Below are 22,137 nucleotides of genomic sequence, written 5' to 3' on the forward strand. Positions count from 1 at the left end.
TTAATATAAAAAGATCAAGGATGTGAAGAGAATAAAGTTTTCACATCCTTGATTTTATAAAATTATATTATTACCTAAAATCAAATTGCTTTATTATTATATCATTTATTGCCTTTAACAGTATTGCATATACAGGAATTGAAAGTGCTTGTTTAATACCAGCTTTCCACATATAGAACCATATAGTATTTCTACCAAAAAGTAAAGATGTGAATATAGGTACCATTATTACAGAAGTTATGGTTTGTCCAACAAAAATCCCAATAAAGATTTTCCATAGTTTATAATCTGGATATTTATCTCCTAGAAGTCTTGTTATAAGTATTGGTATTGCTCCGGTTAAAGCTGATGTTAAAGTAAATAAGGGATTAAATGATCCTGTTGAAGATGGTCTAATTAGAAAGCCTACTACATCGGCTAATCCTCCAACTATAAATCCCATTAAAGGCCCAAGGGCATAGCCTGAAAATATTATAGGAAATCCCCCAAAACTTATACTTCCTATTCTCATGGTGTTGATGGCTACGGATAGTGCTACAAATATAGCTCCGTAAGCGATTTTTTTTGTTGTAAAACGACTTTCCTTAATCATTAAAAAAACTCCTTTCTTTTATGACCTGCACATAAGAAAGAAGTCTTATGAGCAGTGAACGCGATAACAAACCGCAAGCATAGCTTTTCGTCTTGAGACAACGTTCCATTCTCAAACACTTAACGCTTGTTATCTACTCTGTCATATATTATTTTATTTTCCAAATTCTATAATAACATATATTAGAATTGATTTACAGATAATTTGTTTATTTATAGATTTTAATTTGCATGGACGAGATTTTAAATATCCAGTAATAAGGTGTTTTTACAGGATATTGATATTATAGTGAAGTTAATTCCCTATGGCAAGTGTACATAAGGTAATTCCTGACTAAGATCAGGATGGAATGTTTTGGAGAATTCTAATGGACCAAACAGCTTTTATTCTGGTTATTCCTTAATCAGAACTGAAATTTTAATTACAAAATTTTCATATCCGACAACAGATAACTCATCTAAAACCGCATCTTCAAAAAAATATTCTATTAGCTGTAGTTGATGCTGCTCTGCAAAGGTAAGTATTTTTTCATAAGTTTCCTCAATTGAAGAATAACCATTTGTGTGATATGCAGTTAAGTATCGACCTGACTTTTTAAGATAAATATCAACCTTTGGTAGTTGCGTAGAAACCTTTGTATAGAAATAATCATAGGCATTAAAATCCTTTTCAAGAATGTTTGAACTACTAATCATCTGACCTACAGAATAAGGGATAAAGATATTATTTTCTATACAAGATTTTATGTGATTTGCAAAGGATATGAATACACTGCGTTCTCCTGTCCATGGTAGAGTAGGTGTTAAAAGCAATAACTCTTCCTTTTCTTCTGATATAGAAATATTTTTTGTATCTACATTAAATAGAGATTTAGTAAGCTGTGATTTTTGCGAAATTAATTCCTTCATGGCAAGAAGCCGATCAATTTTTTTGTCGATTTCATCTTCCTGTTTATTCAATAAATCAATAAGTTTTTCTGGTCCCCGTATATCTAAATAAGCTTTAATTTCTTTCAATGGCATTCCCAATTCTTTTAATGCAGATATGACATAGAAAGGTTCAACTTGAAAAACAGAATAATATCTGTATTCATTTTCTCCTTTTAGTTCTGGAGAAAATATACCTATTTGATCATAATGGAATAAAGTGTGTTTTGTAACCCCTACAATTTTTGCAAATTCTCCAGTTGTAAAGTAATTCTGTAAGTTTTTGTTCATAAATAAAATCTCCTCTTGACTATCGGGTAACACTATACTTTATTATAATCAATGTTATATAAATTATCAATAGGAGAAAATCATCATGAAAAATTCGATAGATAAGGAATTTAGCTTCTATTCACTATTTAAATTTGCCCTTCCAACTATAGTGATGATAGTTTTTATGTCATTGTATACAATTGTTGATGGACTGTTTGTATCTCGTTTTGTTGGCACAACAGCATTATCGGCAGTTAATATTGTATATCCAATTTATAATGTAATTATTGCTATAGGGCTTATGTTTGCTACAGGAGGAAGTGCAGTGATTGCTAAAAAAATGGGGGAAGGGGAAAGTCAAGCTGCAAGAGAAAACTTTAGTTTGATTGTTTTAGTTGGTGTTATGATAGGTTTGATTATTTTGGTAGTAGGTATTGCTTTTATTAAACCCCTAGTAGTTTTATTAGGAGCCAATGAAGCAGTACTTCAGCTATGCCTTGACTATGGGAGAACATTTTTATTTTTTACTCCCCTTGCCATACTTCAAATGCTGTTTCAATGTTTTTTTGTTACTGCTGGAAAACCTGAGCTTGGACTTGTAATGACTATTGTTGGTGGTTGTACAAACATTGTACTTGATTATATCTTTATTGTTCCAATGCAAATGGGTATTGTAGGTGCTGCAATTGCTACTGGAATAGGTATTACAATTCCAGCTGTTTTTGGAATGCTCTATTTTACTTTCCTCAGAAAGGGAACATTATATTTTGTAAAACCAAAGCTAGATAAAAAAGTTCTATGGGACAGCTGCTTTAACGGTTCATCTGAAATGGTGAGCAATATTGCACTTGCTGTGGTTACCTTTTTATATAATATAATAATGATGAAGTATTTAGGAGAAAATGGTGTTGCAGCAATTACTATTATGCTATATGCTCAATTCTTATTAAATGCTGTATTTATGGGATTTTCAATGGGTGTATCCCCAATTATTAGTTTTAATTATGGAAGCCAAAATATAATACAAATTAAAAAAATTTTTCGATACTGTATAACTTTCATTGTGGTAAGCTCGATTATATCCTATGCTGTTGCGACGTTATCTGCACCATTACTCGTTCAACTGTTTGTTCCTAAAAACAGTGTAGTATATAATATTACTATAGAAAAATTTTATATTTTTAGTATCAATTTTCTCTTTGCAGGAATAAACATATTTACATCTGCTATGTTTACTGCATTTTCAAATGGTAGGGTTTCAGCAATTGTTTCTTTTATGAGAACTTTCGTATTTATTACAGCAGGACTTATTATATTGCCATTAATTTGGGGTATAGAGGGCGTATGGTATGCTATGACCATAGCCGAATTTTTAGCTATGATAATGTGTATTATATATTTGGCTGTTTTTAGAAAAGATTATCATTATGCCTAAATATTAGATTAATATAGAGGTTTTATTTATGGTAACGTAAGTCATGGAGTTAGAGGCTAAAAAATAGATTATGACTTAGAGGGATATTAAAAATATATGTATTTTCAAGGGGAGTCTTTTGACTTCCCTTAATTCAATTTTAAAAGAGAATATACATGATACCTGTAAGAGAAAGATGATTAAATAAAATATATGACTATTAAAATAGTCATTGACAGAATATGACTATCGTGATAGTGTAAAACTATACTATTGCAATAGTCATTAAGGAGGATAATATTATGGAGATCAAATTATTTGATTCTGAATTAAAAGTAATGGAAGTATTATGGCGAGAGGGGGATTTGACCGCTGGTGAGATTGCTAAAATCTTAAAAGAAGAAATTGGATGGAATAGAAATACGACATATACCGTAATTAAGAAATGCGTTGAAAAAGGAGCTATTAAAAGGCTAGAGCCTAACTATACCTGTAGGACGTTAATTTCTAAAGAGCAGGTACAGGAACAAGAAACTATAGAACTTATTAATAAAATGTTCGATGGTTCGGCTGAAATGTTTTTCGCTACATTTATTAACAGCAAGCAGTTAAATCAGCATGATATTAATAAGTTAAAGAAAATTATAGATGAACTAAAGTGAGGGGATTTTAATGAGCATTCTTCAGAGAAGTGTTTCAACAGGTATACTCATTATCATTATTGTGATTTCAAGATATTTCTTAATTAACAAACTACCTAAAACAACTTTTAAGGTATTGTGGGGAATTGCAATATTAAAATTACTTATACCTTTCTCTGTGACCTCAGAATTTAGCGTGTATAATCTATTTCATATATCCATTTGGAGTGTACAATCAACAATAAGACGATTACCAGATATTTCTCAAAATAGAAGCCTTAGTAGTTCTTATATTATAGGGAATATTACAGCTAGTAGAATGATAAAATTTAATTTAATTGAAATATGCTGGGGAATAGGATTATTGGCTCTTGTAACTCTTTTTATAGTAGCTTTTTATAAAAGTTATAAAGAGTTGCAAACTGCATTGCCAATAAAAAATAACCCCATTATAAATGAGTGGCTGAGCGGGCAAAGGCTACATCGTAATTTAAAGATTATGGTATCAGATAGAATCACAACTCCCCTGGCCTATGGATTGCTGCATCCCAAAATTATTCTGCCTAAATCAATGGATTTTAGCAATCAACAACAAATAAATTATATTCTCACACATGAATTAGTTCATATTAAAAGCTTTGACATATTGTGGAAGGTTATAATGATCCTTTGCCTATGTTTCCATTGGTTTAATCCTATGGTATGGGTCATGTATATAATAATGAACAGAGACATAGAACTTGCTTGTGACGAAAAGGTTATCAAAATTTATGGTGAAACAACAAAATCTGATTATGCATTAGCTCTAATCAATATGGCAGAAGAAAGAAATAAGTTTAACCCATTATATAGTGGGTTCAGTAGAAATTCAATCGAAGAAAGGATTGTGTCTATTATGAAATTAAAGAAGGTTACTATTTTAAACATTGCTTTTGCTTTTATTTTGGTGATTGGTACTACGGCTGTTTTTGCAACGACGGCAAATGCTACAAGAAAAAATGGGAACGAAAATATAATAATGGATAAGGAAATTGGTTATAGAGAAATCAAAGAGGGAACATCAGTGATTTTAAGTTCGGTAATTCTTGATGACAAAACTGGGAAAATGATGGTAAGTGTAGATGAGGGTAAAACTTGGATGACAGAAGAAGAATTTGAGGAGGCATATCCATCTCCTAAAGTAGAGTGGTATACTTACGATGAATACAAATCTTGGTTAGATGAAGAGAAGAAAGTTCTGCAACAGATGGTGGATGATGGTGAAAAAGGATGGAATCCTTCGGATGGGTGGTTTGTCTGGACACAGGAAAGAGCTGATGAGGCTATTAGACGATACGAACAGATATTAGAAGATATCAAGAAGGGAACATTGGTATCAAAATTAGTAGATGGAGAAGATAGTGTTATGATGTCTTTTATACCTAGCAATGTTGGAATTAGTATAAATCATAGCACTCTTATAAACTTTGATGATGGAGAACTAGTTGAATTTGGACCTTATGAAACAAAAGAAGAAATGATATCTGCTGTGAAATTATATACTGATAGAGAGTTTAAGGCAGGAAGAATAACAAAGGAAGAAGCCGACGAAATATATAAACATATAAATAAGTAAAAACAATATGTTGAAACAAGGGGTTTATAGGAATTAAGAATTATTATAAATCCCTTGTTTAGTCAAATATTTAAAACTATACTTAATTTTAGATGAAAACCTAATTATTATAGAGATTTCTGACATAATTATGATTCTTATTGTCAACATTAATGGAAATTGGTTTTCAAGCTTTTATAGTCTAGTTCTTTTTTTCATCATAAACTTATGGGATTCTCTAGTAAAACCATATTGCTCATATAATCCGTGGGCGTCTTGAGTAGCTAGAATACCTAGCAATCCTTCTAATTCTTTAGTTGTCATAATATTTTCCATCAGTTTTTTTCCTAAACCATTGTTTCGATGATTTATGTCAACTATTATGTCACAAATCCAATAAACTGTAGAGTAATCTGTAACCACTCTACCAAATCCAACTAATTTGCCATTCTGATATACTCCATAACAGATCGAATTTTCAATAGATTTAAATATTGTTTCTTCAGTTCTGTCATTAGCCCAATAAGATTGTTTTAATAATGATTTTACTGATTCAATATTTAATTTTGACTTATCTGTAGAGATATAATATTCAAAGTTGTTCATTTTATTACCTCCATAATTTTAATGATAATTTACCTAATAGCAGATAGGTTATTTAAATTTTATAGTTGAATCAGATTCTAGAATAAGTTCAAGAGAATTGCATAGGTTATCGATTTCTTCACTCTTAATTATTAATGGAGCATAGAAATGTAGATAATTATGAACATCTGAATATCCAATGAAAAAACCTCTTTCGAGAAGGACTTTAAATACTTCTGATGCTTTATGTCTTTTATCAAGAACCGCAACGTTCATCATTCCTCTTCCACGTACTTCCATTATTCCACCTGTACGTTCACCTATTTCAGCTAGTTTATGACGAAAATATTCTCCTATTTTATTTCCGTATTCAACGAGATTTTCATTTAACATGACTTCAATTACTTTCCTTGCGACCATACAACCTAGAGGGTCGTCCGTATGAGATTGGACGTATCTAAAATCTATTGACTCTACTATATCTGCCAATTCTGAACGAACCAGCAAGCTGCTTATAGGATAGCCGTTTCCAAGACCTTTACCTAGCGCAATAAAATCAGGGGAACTTGATTCACAGTCAAAGACCTTATAGTGTTGAAATCCAAACCATTTACCAGTCCTGCCGAAGCCTGTCGTAACTTCATTTGCTATAACAAAGCCTCCTGAATTTCTAATATTTTTAACTAGAAATGTGATTAGCTTATCTGGTGGACATAGGACAAGGCCCCCTGAATTCCCAGGCTCCAGAGCAAATGCAGCAATATATGAGAAATCTATATGATTATACTTACCACATTCTTCGCAGTTGGAATTTTTTGTACAGTTGAGGCACTCATATACATTTAGGTCTACCCATTGATTAGGGTTTCTAGGCATTCTCAGTTCCGGAGATGTACCAAGATAAGAAATTGATAAGGAAAGTTTCTTTAGTCTACCAGTAACAAGTTCAGCCAGTAAAACAGCTAGAGAAACAGCCTCACTTCCCGATGACATAAAGGTTCCTTTATAGTTTCCATTAAGTTTAGACGCTTCAGTAAGTTCTTTTACTAATGCCCCCGGGTGTTCTGTATCAAAATATTGATGAGTATGAAATAAATGTCCCGCATTTTCAACTATAGTCGCCACGACTTCTTTCTTGCTATGACCTAGGACAGCAGCCCAACATCCTGATTCAAAATCAATCAGTTCTCCATATTCTTTAGTTTTGATTCGAGTACCTAAAGCTTCCATGACTGTTATGGAAGTATCTGGATTTGTAAACATTTTCATGCATCTATCTTTGTATAGTTCATCCACCTTTATTACCTCCAATATATTGTATTATTTTAGGTTAAGTATATAATGAAAAATATAGTAGTTCAATTATGTAAAATTCATTCTGTACTATTACAAAATATGGTGTAGAGGTGAAAAATGATGAAAAAAAGTAAAGTTGAGGTGGTTAAGGATTTTATATTTAGAGAAATTAAGGATGGGAAAATAAAAAATGGTCAGCGGCTTCCCAGCTGCAGAGAAGTATCTTCATACCTTTCTATAAATAAAATAACTGTAAATAAAGCATATAACGAATTGGAAAGGGAGCATAAGGTATATAGTATTCCTCGCGGAGGTTTTTACTTGATTGATTCAGAAGAAAGATTAAAGGTGGTGCAGGAAGAGGTGGATTTTAGGACAGTTAAGCCAGATGAAAAACTTATTCCATATAGAGAGTTCACTCATGTAATGAATAAGGCGGTTGATATGTATAAAAATACATTGTTTGAATATGAATCTAGCGGTGGACTATCTTCTTTAAGGGATACATTGAAGTATGAATTCGAGAAGGACGGAATATATACTGCTGCCGAAAGGATAATAATTACCAATGGAGCCCAACAAGCTATAGGGTTAGTATTTCAATATCTATTTGGGAAAAGTAAAGGTAAATTACTTGTTGAATCTCCTACATACAGTCTTGCTTTAAAATTGGCAGATCATTTAGGTATTGATATTATAGGAATTGAAAGGAGAGTTGATGGTTTTGACTATAAAGAAATGGAAATAATATTTAAGTCAGGTGAAATTACTGCCTTCTATGTTATACCAAGACATCATAATCCTACCGGTTATACTCTTTCTGAAAAAGACAAGCAGAAAATTGCCGAACTCTCTTATAAATATAATGTGCTTATTATAGAAGATGACTATTTAGCAGATTTAGGCTCAAGAAAAGGTTCTATGTCAATACATTATTATGATATAAGCAAAGGCACTATTTATATACGAAGCTTTTCAAAGGCTTTCATGCCTGGAATAAGGATGGGAGCAGCAGTACTTCCAGAATCCATGATTGAGGAAGTGATTAATATTAAGCATATTAGTGACTTGAATACATCAAAAATTCCACAAGCAGCACTGGATATTTTTATAAAATCAGGAATGTACGAAAAACATATTAAAAAAGTCAAAAAATCTTATGAAACTAAACTTAAGAAGGCAGCTAAAATCGTTAAATCATTAAGCCCGTTAGGTTTCAGTTGGTATGTTCCAGAACATGGAATATTCATATGGCTCCATCTGCCTGAGAATATAGAGGCTGTAGAATTTGAAAAGAAACTTAAGCATCATGGGATTCTTGTAAAAGCAGCATCAGAATTCTTTCCAGAAGAATGGTCTAAAGAGAAGAATCAGAGGAATTGTAATTACATAAGGATTTGCATATCAGGTGTTCCAGAAGAAAATATGGACGCTTTGGCTACTATAATTTCAGTTATGGAAGCTGAAGGAAAATAATAATATTTATAAAAGTTAGAGAAAAAATTATACTTTTGTAGCTTGATTATGTTATTACTATGGGATATAATCAATATAGTTAATATTTGCAGGGGGACTACAAGTAGTTGAGAAGGTAAAACCTGACCCTTTGAACCTGTTGGTTAATACCAACGTAGGGAAGCAAATCATTTATGTTATTTGTATTTGATTAGGGTGCTTCTCCGTATAGAGAAGTATCCTATTATTTATTTAAAATAGAGTTACTAAGTATAAAAAATGAATATAGTTAATATTTGCGGGGGGACTATAAATAGTTGAGAAGGTAGAACCTGACCCTTTGAACCTGTTGGTTAATACCGACGTAGGGAAGCAAATCACTTACATTATTGTATTTGATTAGGGTGCTTCTCCGTGTAGAGAAGTGCCCTAATTTATTATATATAAAGAACAAAGGGAGGAGTTTCAATGAAAAAGGTACTTAGTATTGCTGGATCAGATTGCAGTGGAGGTGCTGGGATACAAGCAGATTTAAAGACGTTTTCTGCACATGGGGTGTTTGGAATGAGTGTCATTGTTTCAGTAGTAGCAGAAAATACGAGCCGTGTTATCGATATACAAGATATTACTCCAGATATGATTGAGAAGCAGATTGATGCAGTATTTGAGGATATTGAGGTTGACGCTGTGAAAATTGGTATGCTGTCTACACAACTTTGTATGGAGGCAGTAGCAAGAAAACTGGAGCAATATAAGCCGTGTAATGTTGTAATTGATCCTGTAATGTATGCGAAAAATGGTTGCCCGCTTATGGACCCCGATTCCATAGATACGTTGATCAAGGTTGTACTACCTTATGCTGATTTACTTACACCTAATATCCCAGAGGCTGAGAAGATATCAAATATTAAGATAAGCAGTACAGAAGATATGAAAATAGCAGCAAAGCTTATTTATGATATGGGGTGTAAAAATGTTCTTGTTAAAGGTGGTCATGCTATTGGAGATGCACTGGATATTTTATATGACGGTAAAGAGTTCTATTATTTTGAAACCCAGCGTATAAATACAAAAAATACTCATGGAACAGGTTGTACTTTCTCTTCGGCTATTGCTTCCAATCTTGCACTTGGTATGACTATGCCTATTGCTGTAAAGCAGGCTAAAAAATATATTACTACAGCAATTGAGCATTCGTTAAACATTGGTAAGGGTAATGGGCCAACACATCATTTTTATGAGCTATATAAAAATGGTTTGAAAATTAAGGAAAGTAAAGGAGATTTATAATGAAAAGTGAAAATCAAAAGGTGTCTACCTTTAGTCAAATATTATTATGGTTCGGTGCAGCAGTATCGATTGCTGAAATTATGACAGGAGCTTTACTTGCTCCTTTGGGACTAGTCCAAGGTATTTGGGCTATTATTATTGGACATGTAATTGGAGGGGCTATTCTTTTTCCAGCGGGACTGATTGGTGCAAAAACTGGTCTTTCTGCCGCTGAATCTGTTCGTATTTCTTTTGGTAAATATGGGTCCTTTGGGTTTTCGTGGATTAATATATTACAGCTTCTTGGTTGGACTGCGATTATGATTATTAACGGAGCAAAAGCATTTGATGGAATTACAAATCATCTTTGGGGCTATCAGAATGAAAAGTTATGGTGTATGGTTATTGGATTACTTATTTGTATTTGGGTAGTAATTAGTATTAAAAATCTGTCAAAATTAAATACTGTAGTGATGACGGTCTTGTTTATATTTACAATTATTCTTGGTTTTACGGTTTTCAAAAATACTAGTGGAGTAATTGTAATGGAAGAAACTATAAACTTTGGCACGGCGGTTGAACTTAATGTAGCTATGTCCCTTTCTTGGCTTCCTCTTATATCTGATTATACAAGAAAGTTGGAGAAGAAAATCACAGGTACTTTGTGGAGTGTAATAAGTTATTTTGTTGGTAGTACAGTGATGTTTGTAATTGGACTCGGTGCAGCAATTTACGCTGGCACATCGGATATTACAGCCATATTAATGTCTGCAGGACTTGGCTTGGTTGCTCTTGTAATTGTTCTATTTTCCACAGTTACCACTACATTTCTCGATGTTTATTCTGCAGGAGTAAGCACAGCGAATTTAAATAAAAAGGTAAATGAAAAGTTTGCTGCTGTTATTGCATGTGTCGTAGGTTCATTACTTGCAATGTTTGTTCCTATTAGTCAATATGAGAATTTTTTATATCTTATAGGTTCTGTATTTGCACCTTTATTTGCCATCCTGTTTGTGGATTATTTTCTGCTGCATAAAAAAGATATAGACCCTAGTCGCTCCCATAGCATAAGAAACATAATTTTATGGGTGATTGGATTTATCGTTTATCGTTTACTTATGCCTTATAACTCTATTATAGGAATCACGTTACCTGTAATGGTAGCAATGGGTGTTATATGCTTCATTATAAATAAAAGAAAGGTTGGAAATACTAATGAATCACTTAACTAATGCTTGCATGGACTTACTCCGCGAAGTCAGGATAAAAAATCCACTGATTCACAATATCACTAATTATGTGACAGTAAATGATTGTGCAAATGCCATTTTGGCAATAGGAGCATCTCCTATTATGGCAGATGATGTTGCAGAAGTAGAAGAAATCGTTTCAATATCTTCTGCTCTTGTAATTAATATAGGAACTCTAAATCAACGAACTATTACTTCAATGATTATAGCAGGAAAAAAAGCCAATGAACTTCATATTCCCGTAGTTTTAGATCCTGTTGGAGCAGGTGCCTCCTCACTGCGAAACAAAGCAACGCAGGAAATTCTCTCAGAAGTAAAAATAGATGTAATTCGTGGAAATTTATCAGAGATCTCCTTTGTAGCTGGACTAAGTGTTTCTACAAAAGGAGTTGACACTTCAAAAGCAGATGAAAGAAATGATGCGGAAGCTATTGCGAAGTCAGTGGCTAATAAATATTCTTGTGTTGTAGGAATTACAGGACAGGTAGATATCATTTCAGATGGCATTCGTGTTGCTAAAGTAGCCAATGGTCATAAACTGCTTTCCAAAGTAACTGGTACAGGCTGTATGACATCTGCACTTGCAGGTAGTTTCTGCGGTATAACAAAGGATCATTATACAGCAACGGTTACAGGAATTACTGCAATGGGAATTGCTGGTGAGATTTCGTTTGAAAAAACTAGAGAAATGGAAACAGGTAGCTTTCATATTGGTATCATTGATACTTTATCAAATATGGATAGCACATATTTTGTAGAAAGGGCGAAGATAGATGAAATCAAATATTGATTATACACTTTATCTTATAACAGATAGAGAGCTTATGAGTACAGAAAAACTGGAAACTGCTGTAGAGCAAGCCATTTTAGGCGGTTGTACGGTAATACAATTGAGAGAGAAAAATTGTTCATCTTTAGAGTTTTTTGAAATAGCAACGAAAATAAAAGAAATTACAGATAGATATCAGACTCCATTAATTATTAATGACCGAATTGATATTGCATTAGCGGTTGACGCTGCAGGTGTACATATTGGTCAGAGTGACCTACCTGTAACCATTGCAAGAAAATTGATTGGTGACAATAAAATTCTTGGTGTATCTGCATCTACCTTTGAAGAAGCAATAAAGGCGCAGTCAGAGGATGCAGACTATCTTGGTGTCGGAGCAATGTTTACAACTGGTACGAAAACAGATGCAAAGATTACATCCATAGATGAACTTGCACGAATACGAGAACATATTAAACTGCCTATTGTGGTGATTGGAGGAATTAATAAGACTACAATACCAAAATTTGAAGGCATAGGTATCCATGGGCTTGCAGTGGTCTCAGCTATTATTTCACAGCCAGATATAAAAGAAGCGGCTAAGGAGTTAAAAAGTATGTTTAGGAAAGGAAAAAATTGATGACTGCTTTTAGAATTATATATTTGATTTAGATGGTATAGTTTTCAAGAATCAACAGATAATTTTTAAATTATTTGTTGACTCTTACACTATGGCATACTTTATACTATAATTGAGCTCAAAAAACACATATATGTGAGGTAAGATAAATGTTAAAAATAGGTGATTTTTCAAAACTATCAATGATCAGTATAAGAATGCTACGTCATTATGATGAGATTGGTTTACTTATTCCCGAGAGTATAGATGATTTTACAGGTTATAGGTATTACAGTGAAGCACAATTGCCTCTTGCAGGTCGTATTAATGCACTAAAAGATATGGGATTTAGCCTAGCATCTATTTCTAAAATACTGAAAAATTATGAAAATCCACAGGCTCTAAAGGAATATTTATTGTTAAAACAGACAGAAATTCAAGAACAAGCGGAGGAAATAAATCGACGTTTACTGCTCATTGAGACTACTATTCAGAGACTTGGAAAGGATGATAAGACAATGAATTACAATGTAACGTTAAAAGAACTTCCTGAAAGATATGTGGCAAGTGTACGTAAGATAATTCCTAACTATGATCAGGAAGGAATGCTTTGGAATATTCTCATGGAAGAAACAGCATCTCTTCATATGCAAGATGGTGAACCGTGCTATACCTTAGCTATCTTTCATGATGGAGAGTATAAGGAAAGCGGAGTAGATGTAGAAGTTCAGAAATCAGTGCGTGGAAATTATGAAGACACTGAAAATGTTAAATTTAAGACCGTTGCTCCCATTCAAATTGCATCAGCTACCTACAAGGGAAGTTATGACCAAGTTATAGAAGTGAATGAAGCTGTAGCCAATTGGATTCGAGATAATGGATATGAATTTAATGGTTTATCCTTCTGTATTTACCATGTTAGTCCCTATGAAACACAGAATCCTGAAGAGTGGGTAACGGAAGTATGCTACCCTGTGAAAAAGAAATAAAATGAAATGACAAAAATCGTCTGTTATAAATACGGACGATTTTTTGATGTTTTATAAATACTACCCGCTATGAACTGATTTCTAAAAGTTAGAGAAAAGATCTAATATTTAGTTAAAAGTCAAACTTATAGTGGCGATTTCAAACTATCTGTTATAGAATATATGCATAGTACAGATTATTCTGCACGTCAGGCAGCAGAACATTTTAATATAAATCCCATGTAAGGATGTGCAAGACTATCATAATAATAAGGGGAATAAAATGGAGATTAATACAAGGTTAATTAAAGAAGATGATTATATAACAACGGAATGGTCAGGAGGTAAGACTACTCAAATATTTATCTATCCAGAAGGTTCAAATTATAAAGAACTTAATTTTAAATTTAGATTAAGCTCTGCCATAGTAGAATTAGAAAAATCAGAGTTTACTAAATTAGAAGGAGTAAATAGATTTATTACGCCACTTGATGATGAGCTTAAATTAACACATAATCATAAAGAATATATCAATCTAAAGCCCTTTGAAGTATACGAATTTAATGGAGCAACAGATACTACTAGCTATGGTATGGTAAGAGATTTTAATTTGATGCTTAGGAATGGAGCTAAAGGGCAGCTTGAGAGCATTTATATAGACAAAGAACATTTAGTAGTAGAAGAAATTTCTTTCGATTTTAAGGAAGCCTTTTGTTTCATATATGCTTGGGATAATGGGGTATATGTTGATATCAATGGAGATACAAATCCTATTAGCCCATTTCAAACTCTTTTAGTTAGGTCTAATAATAATACTCTAAATCTAAAACTAAGATCTGAAAATCCAGCTAATATTTTAATAGCAAAGGTATATATATAATTAAGCATAGAAGAGCATTTGCTGTATTTTAGATATTATGTCTTTGTTTATTGATATACAGGAATAACAATAAAAGCAATAAAATAATTAAAAAACGAACATGACTGTTCGCTGTAATTATTTTATTGCTTTTTATATTTGTACGTGATATGATATAGGATACGCAATAAATCAAAAAATAATCATATATTATTATCATAACACATTTTAAAAGGTGTGTCAATAGGATATTGAAAAAAATAAAAATAATTTAGCATAGGAGGAGATTTATTTTGTTATTCGAAATAACTAGCTTAGGTTCATCCTTGATACTAAAACAAGCTGTGGCAGAAATAGAAAGATGTAATGATTTTACTGCTCAGTTTAGGCTGACTTTATCCCATCATGATGCTGTTGAACTAGTTGAAACCCGTGCTCTGGCATTAAAAACCAATGGTCGGATTGAATTTGGAGGAGGCTCCATCAACAAGATAATTAAAGAATTTTGTGATTCTCCTCATATTTCTATGTATAACTATGCTGAAACACTTCACGAACTTACGGAAATCTTTTATTTTTATAAAAATGAAACACTTGATTTGATGAACGATGATGAATTGATAAAATTTATGAAGAATAGCTTTGATGGAAAATGTCAGGGATCATTGGAGTTACTTTCAGAAAGAGAACTTGCTAATATGGCTCATAACTTAAGATATGGATATCCTCCGGATTATTCGGAGGATTTGGAAGAATATGAGGAGGATGAATATGGTGAATATTAAAAATCGACATATCATTGATAGTAATAATTTGAATGAAGAATCGTATTTTATTTCGATTCTGCAAGAGGCATATGCTTGTGGGCTTTTATATGATTCAGATATTGAAAATATTCAGTTGCAATGCATTGATTTTTTAGCATATAAAAGTGAGAATTATAATGGTGGCGAAAGTAGTTCCATAAGAGTAGAGGTTGCTGAAAATATAATGAAATCCAATCTGTACACAATAGGACTATATTTAAAATCATTACCTGATGCTGACAGTGCGGTTAGTGAACTCAAATCAACAAGGATTGATGAAATTTATAAGAAGGGGAGAGATTTGATTGATGAGAAAATTCGTACTGTAAAACATATCTACAAGCTGGCTAAAAAGAATAAGGTTTTTACATTAAATTACACTTATAATGCAACCCTTGATGATGATGGAATAGGAATTTTTTTTAGGTCATATAATCCAGATTATGAGGCTCATGAGACTCCTGCATCAATAGATTATCAGCTCTGTAATCCAGTGATTAATTTGGAGGGGATTGAATTTATTCACAAATATCTTGAGGGTTTGCTTATTGAAAATGAGTTTTGTAGAAATTTTGATACACAAGATATTCACTATCTTCTTTATGGATATGACGAAGGATATAAAGATTTGCTAATTAATATCTTTGAACATGTATTGACGGCGGGGCTAGGGTGCTTGCTTGCCAATAAAAGTATTAAAAAATTGGATATTTCAAAAGATGAAATTCAATTTTTAAATAGAGAGCTATCAAAGGATACTAATTATTCACTTGCCTTGAAGATTCAAAATGCGGCTAAAAAATTAATTGAAAAGATGAATATTACAAATCCTTTAGTTCAAGAGTATATTGAAAGAAGCTTACACAAAGTCACATCTAATATTGCCTATGGAATTAAGACAAATGCTTTGGATAAAGTATTTGTAACTCCAATTAATCCTGACTTGAAGCCGAAGATCAAGTTTTCATCTGGTGTAAAGATGGAGGATGAAGATTATAGAAAATTAATTAATCAATTATTAGTCTGTGAATATTCATTGAATAAGATTGCAATTATAAAAGAAAACGTAGAGTCATTTAATGATTTAGAAGATATACTTTTTGATGCAGAATTAAATGGAGAAGAGAAAGCTCTAGTCTTTGATATACTTGAAGATATTGAAGTCGCTGCACTCATTAAGCGTCATCCATTCAAATCGGATATTCAAGCTATAGATTTATCTGAGGCTGAACATGAGCTACGGTTAGATTTACAAAAGTATATAGATAACCTTTCAACAGATAGAAAAGGACGGATTTTTAAAATGGTGAATGTCCTTATTGATGGATAATCTTTTTATGTGGAATGAGAATACAATTAAATCTGGTTGTTTCAGTCAACTCTTTACTAAGGCTCATGGAGTTTGGTATCAAAATATTGAAGAGTATGCAATAAATGTCAGACCCTCAAAATCAACTGTAAATCCTCTGAGCTTTTAATAACAGAAAGTTATAATTAAAGCAAGAGGTGATTAGATGAAGGAAATAAATATTGTAAAAACACTAATAGTTAAGAGAAAAGAAAAAGGCATTACTCAAGAAGAATTAGCAAAGTATATCGATGTTTCAAAGGCCTCTATTTCTAAATGGGAAACAGGACAAAGTTATCCCGATATTACTTTTTTACCACTACATGTATATTATTTCAAAGAAATATTGAAGGAAAATAATTATAATTAAAAATAAAATGGGAGATAAGAAGAATATTTATTTAATTTGATTCCATTATGTAATTATTATGTAATTTTTTTGTAAATACTCCTAGATTTCTTAGTTATATAATAAAGTTAATTCAATAAAAAAGGAGAATAAAAAATGAGACAGAAAATAAGAAGAATTGCTTCAGTTACATTAGGTTTTACTATAGCTATTGCACCACTACCACAAGCATCACTGGGATATTTGAGTGGAATTACAGCTATGGCAGAACAGACTAAAGCAAGTGACAGATTACAAAGCTCAATATCTGCAATTATTAATAAAAATGATAAAAGCTACGATTATATAAAAGATAATAAATATATGAATTTAGCTAATGAGTTAGGAGTTAATCTTTTAACAAAATATAGTAAGGAAAATGAGAGAAAAATAAGTAAACATTTTAATATAGGTAATTTAGATGGGGATAACATTCCTGAAATTATAGTGTATGAGCAAAGAGATTTCAGCAACATGGATGATGAAGGGACATTAGTATTATATAAATATAAAGATGGTGAGTATAAGGAAATAGATAGAGTTTCTATGAATTATGATAATGGAGTTGAAAATATAATTATAGGAGAAGGAAAAACAGGAAAAAATGCGATTTTTATAAATTCCAATGTAGGAGCACATTCAGGACAATTTTATCTTTTTACTCTTGAGAATGATAAATTAGTTAATAGAATAAGCTCTAAAAAAGCAAATCTTTTATCAGTATATCCAGATGGTGAGATAAAAGATATTGATAAGGATGGGATACTTGAATTTTCCATACAAGAAATTGATCCTGAATCTGCGGATAGCAGTTCTGTCAACTCAGAAAAGATTAATATATGGTATAAATGGGATGGAAAAGATGGAGTTAATTTTGTGAAATATGAGAAGGTAGGAGAACCTAAAGAAGAAAAAACAGATAAAAAAATAGTATCTAATTATAATGAATTTATAAATAAAGGGAATTTATCAAAAGCATTTGATTATTTAAATGAAAATAAAGATAAACTTTCTATAAGAGATAATAGTGAAGGGATTAGGACATACTTGTCAGCTTTAAATGAAGAACTTAGTTCAATGAATACTACCTTTAATAAATATCAGGAAAGATATAAAATGTTTGAAAATCAAGGCATCATGAAAACATATAAATTAAAAGCCACTGATTTAAATGATGTAAACATTATTGAAAATGCTTCTGTTTTTTCAAAGGAAAAAGATTTGAAAGAATTACTTCTAAATGCCAACAGTATGGGATTAAAAGTGGCTACGGCCGAAGGAAGTTACTATTTTGTTATAGGTTACGAGAAGTTTTTAAATTTTAGTGACTTTGTAAGTAGTGAGATTAGTGATTATTTAAAGATATTTGCAGCAGAATCTAATAAACCAGGACTTTCTGAAGAATATGTTAAAATACCATTAGATGAAATGGCTTCAAGAATTGCAGCTATGGAAGAGTTTATGTTGATGTATCCTTATTCTAAGTATTTACCAGAAGTTAATCAAATGCATGAATGGTACTTGAGAGGCTATATTTTCTCGACCCACGATCTTACAACTCATAAGGTGAATTCTGATACTCTTAAAAGTTATAATAAGGCAATGAAAGATTATGAGTATTTAATATTACACGATATATTGAAGACTTATACAGAAGAAGTAGCCAAAAATGGTAATAAAGTTACAGAGGATTTAATAGATAAGATGAACCAAATAATAAATGAAGATGAGATAATAGAACTTAAATCAAATACAATAGATTTTTCAGGTATTAAATATAAATCTTCCGAAACTGAAAGAAATGAAAAATTAGAAAAAGCTATTATTGATTATTTAGAGTATGATAAAAATCAAGATGGAAAGATTGCATATTCTTATAATTATATTGATCTTAATGGAGACGGTAAAAAAGAAATCTTCGTTTACTTATTAGGAGAATCTGTATCAGGTTCAGGTGGATCTACAGCTTTAATAATTGAGGAAGAAAGTTATGAAGTAATATCTAAATTCACATTAGCAAGAAATCCAATTATAATAAGTGAAGATAAAATAAATGGTTGGAATGATATTATAATGCAGGTAGCAGGTGGAGGGACAGAATTTTCTTATGCCAGAATGAAATTTGATGGAAAAAAATATCCATCTAATCCTTCGATGGTGCCTAAAGTGGAGGAAAAAGTTGTAAAAGGTACAGCTATTATTTCCAATATTCTATCTATAGAAGATGGGATAGAAATTAAATAGATTAATTTACTTAATTATCTTACATTAGATGTTATTAGTGGGATGGAAATGTTAGAAAATTAATAAATCATATTTACTTTAATTATAATATAGAATATAATACACATAATAATTGAAATACGAAGAAAAGGAAAGTAGCTTTAAGAATGCTTTTACAGAGAGCTCCTAGTTGGTGAGAAGGGGCAAAGAAGATTAAAGTGAAAATGGCCTTGGAGTTGTGCACCGAGATCGTAAGATTTAGGCTGCAACGGGTTCACCCGTTATAGTGATAGAGTATAATCACATTGCTTGTGACGTACTTGATGAGACTTATATCGTGAGATATAGGTAAATTAGGATGGTAACGCGAAGTTAAACTCTCGTTCCTAAGATTATTTCTTAGGTTCGGGAGTTTTTTATATTTATTAAAAAATAATAGGAGGGAAAATTATGAGGATTTTTATAGGAGGAGCATGGCCATATGCCAATGGATCATTGCATATAGGACATATAGCTGCATTATTACCAGGAGATGTTATAGCAAGATATTTTAGAGTCAAAGGTGAAAATGTATTGTATGTATCAGGAAGTGATTGCCACGGTACACCAATATCCATAAGAGCTAAGAAAGAAAATGTATCTCCCAGAGAAATTACTGATAAATATCATAATGAATTTAAATATTGCTTTGATAGGTTGGGATTTTCTTATGATATATATTCTAGGACTGATGATGAATATCACAGGAAAGAGGTTCAGAATATTATCAGCATATTATATGATAATAATTTGATATATGAAAAAGAAGTAGAGCAGTTATTTTGTGAAAAGTGTACTCAATTCTTGGCTGACAGATTTGTGGAGGGTATTTGTCCAGTGTGTAAAAGTATTGCTAGGGGGGATCAATGTGATGCTTGCTCCACTATTTTAGAGCCGCTTGAGCTTGGAGACAGAAAATGCAAACTTTGTGGAAGTGAGCCAATAATTAAAAATGTAAAACAATTATTCTTTAGACTATCAAAGTTTGAAAATGAAATATGGAAGTATTTAGATAAAAGTAGGGGAGATTGGAGAATAAATGCAGTTAATAATACAGAAAGATATTTAAATGAAGGCTTGCAGGATAGGGCTATATCAAGGCAGCTTTCATGGGGGATAGATATACCGATTAAGGGTTATGAAGATAAAAAGGTATATGTATGGATAGATGCAGTATTAGGTTATTTAACTGTAAGCAAAAAATGGGGATTAGAAAATCATAGGAACTGGGGAGAATTTTGGGATAGTAAAACTATAGCTTATTATGTTCACGGAAAAGATAATATTCCGTTCCATACAATAATTTTACCATCGTTGTTAAGCGGTGTTGGGGCTGATAAATTTCCAAACAACATAATTTCAAGTGAGTATGTTAATCTAGAAGGAAAGAAAATATCAACCAGTAATAATTGGGCAGTATGGATTCCAGATGTTATTGAAAAATATAATATTGACTCATTGAGATATTTCTTTATAGTAAATGGCCCTGAAAAAAGAGATACTGATTTTTCTTGGAGAGAATTTGTTAATAAGAATAATGGAGAATTGTTGGGGGTATATGGTAATTTAGTAAACAGAACCTTAGTATTTGTGGAAAAATACTTTAATGGTGAGATACTAAAAGGAGAGCTGGATTATAATATAAGAACAGATATTGATATTTTATATAATGAGGTTGGAATTCTCATAGAGCGTGGAAATTTAAAAGTATCAATAGAAAAAATATTTGATTTTATTAGAAGTATAAATAAATATTTTGATGAGACGGCTCCTTGGATTACAATCAATACAGATAAAATTCAATGTACCAATACCATTTATAATTGCTTAGTAGCCATAGTAAATATAGCTAATTTGCTTCATCCATTTTTGCCTTTTTCATCAGATAAGGTTAAGTATTGGTTAAATTGCGATTCAGATACTTGGGAGTATTTAGATGTAAAAATAGGGAGTGCAATAGGTGAATTTAATATTTTATTTGAAAGGTTAGATAAAAATATAATAGAGGAAGAGCTAAGTAAATTAGGCCGTTATTAAGTTAGAGTCATAGTTATATTGGCTATACTTTCTTAGAAATATGAAGGATATGCTGAGAGATCAGAATAAGAAATTGCTCCAAAATATGAATTTAGGTTTACTCTTTGAAGCAAGCCTAAATTCATACTTATTATCTAAAAAGGTATAATTTTAAGATGGAAGAGAATGCAGCTAATATTCTAGCTTGTATACAATCTCGCCTTCAACAACTCTGCCGTCTGGTGTAAATCCCATGCTTTCATAAAGTGCTTTTGCCCATTCATTTTCAGGTTCAAAGCTAATGAAGATAACATGGTGCTTTTTGTCTTCCTTAATCCTATTTATAAGCAATTCCATTGCCTGTCGTCCATATCCTTTTGACTGATATTTGATGTCAATCATAATTCTATAAATCCAGTATTCCTTGTCAATGCTGTCTATACAGTACATGAGAAAGCCTATGGGGGTTTCATCATTATATATGGCTAGAGGTATACATTCTGGCTGTACTTTTGATTGAGCAATTGAAAAGGTATTAGATGCCACAAATTCTTCTTGTTGTTTTGTTACCTTAAGTTTTATAATTTCCCAAAAATTCTCTGAATCAATGTTTATTAATTTTAACATATAATTACCTCCGTAGTATATAAATGATTTGAAACTTATGCAAATTTTCCAGTACTGTATTATCCAATTTTTTCCTCATCAATCATTATATCACACTTTTTTAGCGGGATATATTCTAAAATTAAAGCTGAAAAAGGTTTTTGAGGGGATATATTACCCTAAGACCTTTTTTATTATATA

Annotated in this window: 20 protein-coding genes, 3 riboswitches and 1 other annotated feature; of the genes, 15 read left to right on the plus strand and 5 right to left on the minus strand. The window is 31.7% G+C overall.

Annotated elements, in window-relative coordinates; all coding sequences use genetic code 11:
- Nucleotides 1–70: 70 nt before the first annotated feature.
- Together RDK80_RS08805 and RDK80_RS08810 are read right to left on the minus strand one after the other, a co-directional pair.
- The gene (locus RDK80_RS08805; RefSeq protein WP_094903420.1) at nucleotides 71–592 is read right to left on the minus strand and encodes a folate family ECF transporter S component; all 522 of its coding nucleotides are present in this window, start codon (nucleotides 590–592) and stop codon (nucleotides 71–73) included.
- Between the two features lie 50 nt (nucleotides 593–642).
- A riboswitch (THF riboswitch) is annotated at nucleotides 643–735 on the minus strand.
- Nucleotides 736–984: 249 nt separating this feature from the next.
- Complete coding sequence (locus RDK80_RS08810) at nucleotides 985–1,809, minus strand: MerR family transcriptional regulator (protein WP_094903424.1); 825 nt, start codon at nucleotides 1,807–1,809, stop codon at nucleotides 985–987.
- An 85-nt stretch (nucleotides 1,810–1,894) separates the two neighbouring features.
- On the opposite strand from RDK80_RS08810, the gene RDK80_RS08815 reads away from it, so the two are divergent.
- The 3 genes from RDK80_RS08815 (at nucleotide 1,895) to RDK80_RS08825 (ending at nucleotide 5,461) form a co-directional block, all read left to right on the plus strand.
- The gene (locus RDK80_RS08815) at nucleotides 1,895–3,226 is read left to right on the plus strand and encodes an MATE family efflux transporter (protein WP_308524077.1); all 1,332 of its coding nucleotides are present in this window, start codon (nucleotides 1,895–1,897) and stop codon (nucleotides 3,224–3,226) included.
- A 281-nt stretch (nucleotides 3,227–3,507) separates the two neighbouring features.
- A complete protein-coding gene (locus RDK80_RS08820; protein ID WP_308524078.1) occupies nucleotides 3,508–3,867 on the plus strand; it encodes a BlaI/MecI/CopY family transcriptional regulator in 360 nt (119 codons plus the stop codon).
- Nucleotides 3,868–3,877: 10 nt separating this feature from the next.
- Nucleotides 3,878–5,461, plus strand: a complete 1,584-nt coding sequence (locus tag RDK80_RS08825; protein ID WP_308524079.1) for a M56 family metallopeptidase — start codon at nucleotides 3,878–3,880, stop codon at nucleotides 5,459–5,461.
- A gap of 174 nt (nucleotides 5,462–5,635) precedes the next feature.
- On the opposite strand, the gene RDK80_RS08830 is transcribed toward RDK80_RS08825, so the two are convergent.
- Both RDK80_RS08830 and RDK80_RS08835 read right to left on the minus strand, forming a co-directional pair.
- The gene (locus RDK80_RS08830) at nucleotides 5,636–6,046 is read right to left on the minus strand and encodes a GNAT family N-acetyltransferase (protein ID WP_094903426.1); all 411 of its coding nucleotides are present in this window, start codon (nucleotides 6,044–6,046) and stop codon (nucleotides 5,636–5,638) included.
- Between the two features lie 48 nt (nucleotides 6,047–6,094).
- Nucleotides 6,095–7,321, minus strand: coding sequence for an aminotransferase class III-fold pyridoxal phosphate-dependent enzyme (locus RDK80_RS08835; RefSeq protein ID WP_308524080.1), 1,227 nt, complete (start codon nucleotides 7,319–7,321; stop codon nucleotides 6,095–6,097).
- Nucleotides 7,322–7,441: 120 nt separating this feature from the next.
- On the opposite strand from RDK80_RS08835, the gene RDK80_RS08840 reads away from it, so the two are divergent.
- From RDK80_RS08840 to metG, 12 genes are all read left to right on the plus strand, one after another.
- Entirely contained in the window at nucleotides 7,442–8,797 is a 1,356-nt protein-coding gene (locus RDK80_RS08840) for a PLP-dependent aminotransferase family protein (protein ID WP_201259991.1), read from the plus strand.
- Nucleotides 8,798–8,877: 80 nt separating this feature from the next.
- Nucleotides 8,878–8,976: riboswitch (TPP riboswitch) on the plus strand.
- A 90-nt stretch (nucleotides 8,977–9,066) separates the two neighbouring features.
- Nucleotides 9,067–9,165: riboswitch (TPP riboswitch) on the plus strand.
- 79 nt (nucleotides 9,166–9,244) lie between these two features.
- Nucleotides 9,245–10,066 (plus strand): bifunctional hydroxymethylpyrimidine kinase/phosphomethylpyrimidine kinase, encoded by an 822-nt coding sequence (gene thiD, locus RDK80_RS08845; RefSeq protein WP_094903487.1) that lies wholly within the window; start codon nucleotides 9,245–9,247, stop codon nucleotides 10,064–10,066.
- Nucleotides 10,066–11,277, plus strand: a complete 1,212-nt coding sequence (gene cytX, locus RDK80_RS08850; RefSeq protein ID WP_094903489.1) for a putative hydroxymethylpyrimidine transporter CytX — start codon at nucleotides 10,066–10,068, stop codon at nucleotides 11,275–11,277. The genes thiD and cytX overlap by 1 nt, the downstream gene beginning before the upstream one ends.
- Entirely contained in the window at nucleotides 11,261–12,085 is an 825-nt protein-coding gene (gene thiM / locus RDK80_RS08855; protein ID WP_308524081.1) for a hydroxyethylthiazole kinase, read from the plus strand. Before cytX ends, thiM begins: the two co-directional genes overlap by 17 nt.
- Entirely contained in the window at nucleotides 12,069–12,704 is a 636-nt protein-coding gene (thiE, locus tag RDK80_RS08860) for a thiamine phosphate synthase (RefSeq protein WP_094903493.1), read from the plus strand. Before thiM ends, thiE begins: the two co-directional genes overlap by 17 nt.
- A gap of 149 nt (nucleotides 12,705–12,853) precedes the next feature.
- Entirely contained in the window at nucleotides 12,854–13,672 is an 819-nt protein-coding gene (locus RDK80_RS08865; RefSeq protein ID WP_094903495.1) for a MerR family transcriptional regulator, read from the plus strand.
- A 262-nt stretch (nucleotides 13,673–13,934) separates the two neighbouring features.
- Nucleotides 13,935–14,531 (plus strand): HutD family protein, encoded by a 597-nt coding sequence (locus tag RDK80_RS08870; protein ID WP_094903497.1) that lies wholly within the window; start codon nucleotides 13,935–13,937, stop codon nucleotides 14,529–14,531.
- A 272-nt stretch (nucleotides 14,532–14,803) separates the two neighbouring features.
- Complete coding sequence (locus tag RDK80_RS08875) at nucleotides 14,804–15,295, plus strand: DUF6323 family protein (protein WP_308524082.1); 492 nt, start codon at nucleotides 14,804–14,806, stop codon at nucleotides 15,293–15,295.
- Entirely contained in the window at nucleotides 15,282–16,646 is a 1,365-nt protein-coding gene (locus tag RDK80_RS08880) for a DUF6179 domain-containing protein (RefSeq protein ID WP_094903501.1), read from the plus strand. Before RDK80_RS08875 ends, RDK80_RS08880 begins: the two co-directional genes overlap by 14 nt.
- Before the next feature lie 184 nt (nucleotides 16,647–16,830).
- Complete coding sequence (locus RDK80_RS08885) at nucleotides 16,831–17,034, plus strand: helix-turn-helix domain-containing protein (RefSeq protein WP_094903503.1); 204 nt, start codon at nucleotides 16,831–16,833, stop codon at nucleotides 17,032–17,034.
- A 135-nt stretch (nucleotides 17,035–17,169) separates the two neighbouring features.
- On the plus strand, nucleotides 17,170–19,296 hold the full coding sequence (locus tag RDK80_RS08890; RefSeq protein WP_094903505.1) for a hypothetical protein: 2,127 nt from the start codon (nucleotides 17,170–17,172) through the stop codon (nucleotides 19,294–19,296).
- A gap of 113 nt (nucleotides 19,297–19,409) precedes the next feature.
- Nucleotides 19,410–19,666: a binding site (T-box leader), on the plus strand.
- 59 nt (nucleotides 19,667–19,725) lie between these two features.
- Entirely contained in the window at nucleotides 19,726–21,351 is a 1,626-nt protein-coding gene (gene metG, locus RDK80_RS08895) for a methionine--tRNA ligase (RefSeq protein WP_308524083.1), read from the plus strand.
- 171 nt (nucleotides 21,352–21,522) lie between these two features.
- On the opposite strand, the gene RDK80_RS08900 is transcribed toward metG, so the two are convergent.
- Complete coding sequence (locus tag RDK80_RS08900; protein ID WP_094903509.1) at nucleotides 21,523–21,957, minus strand: N-acetyltransferase; 435 nt, start codon at nucleotides 21,955–21,957, stop codon at nucleotides 21,523–21,525.
- Between the last annotated feature and the right edge of the window lie 180 nt (nucleotides 21,958–22,137).

The organism is uncultured Tissierella sp. (assembly GCF_902479755.1).
In the GTDB taxonomy this organism is placed as follows: Bacteria; Bacillota; Clostridia; order Tissierellales; family Tissierellaceae; genus Tissierella; species Tissierella carlieri.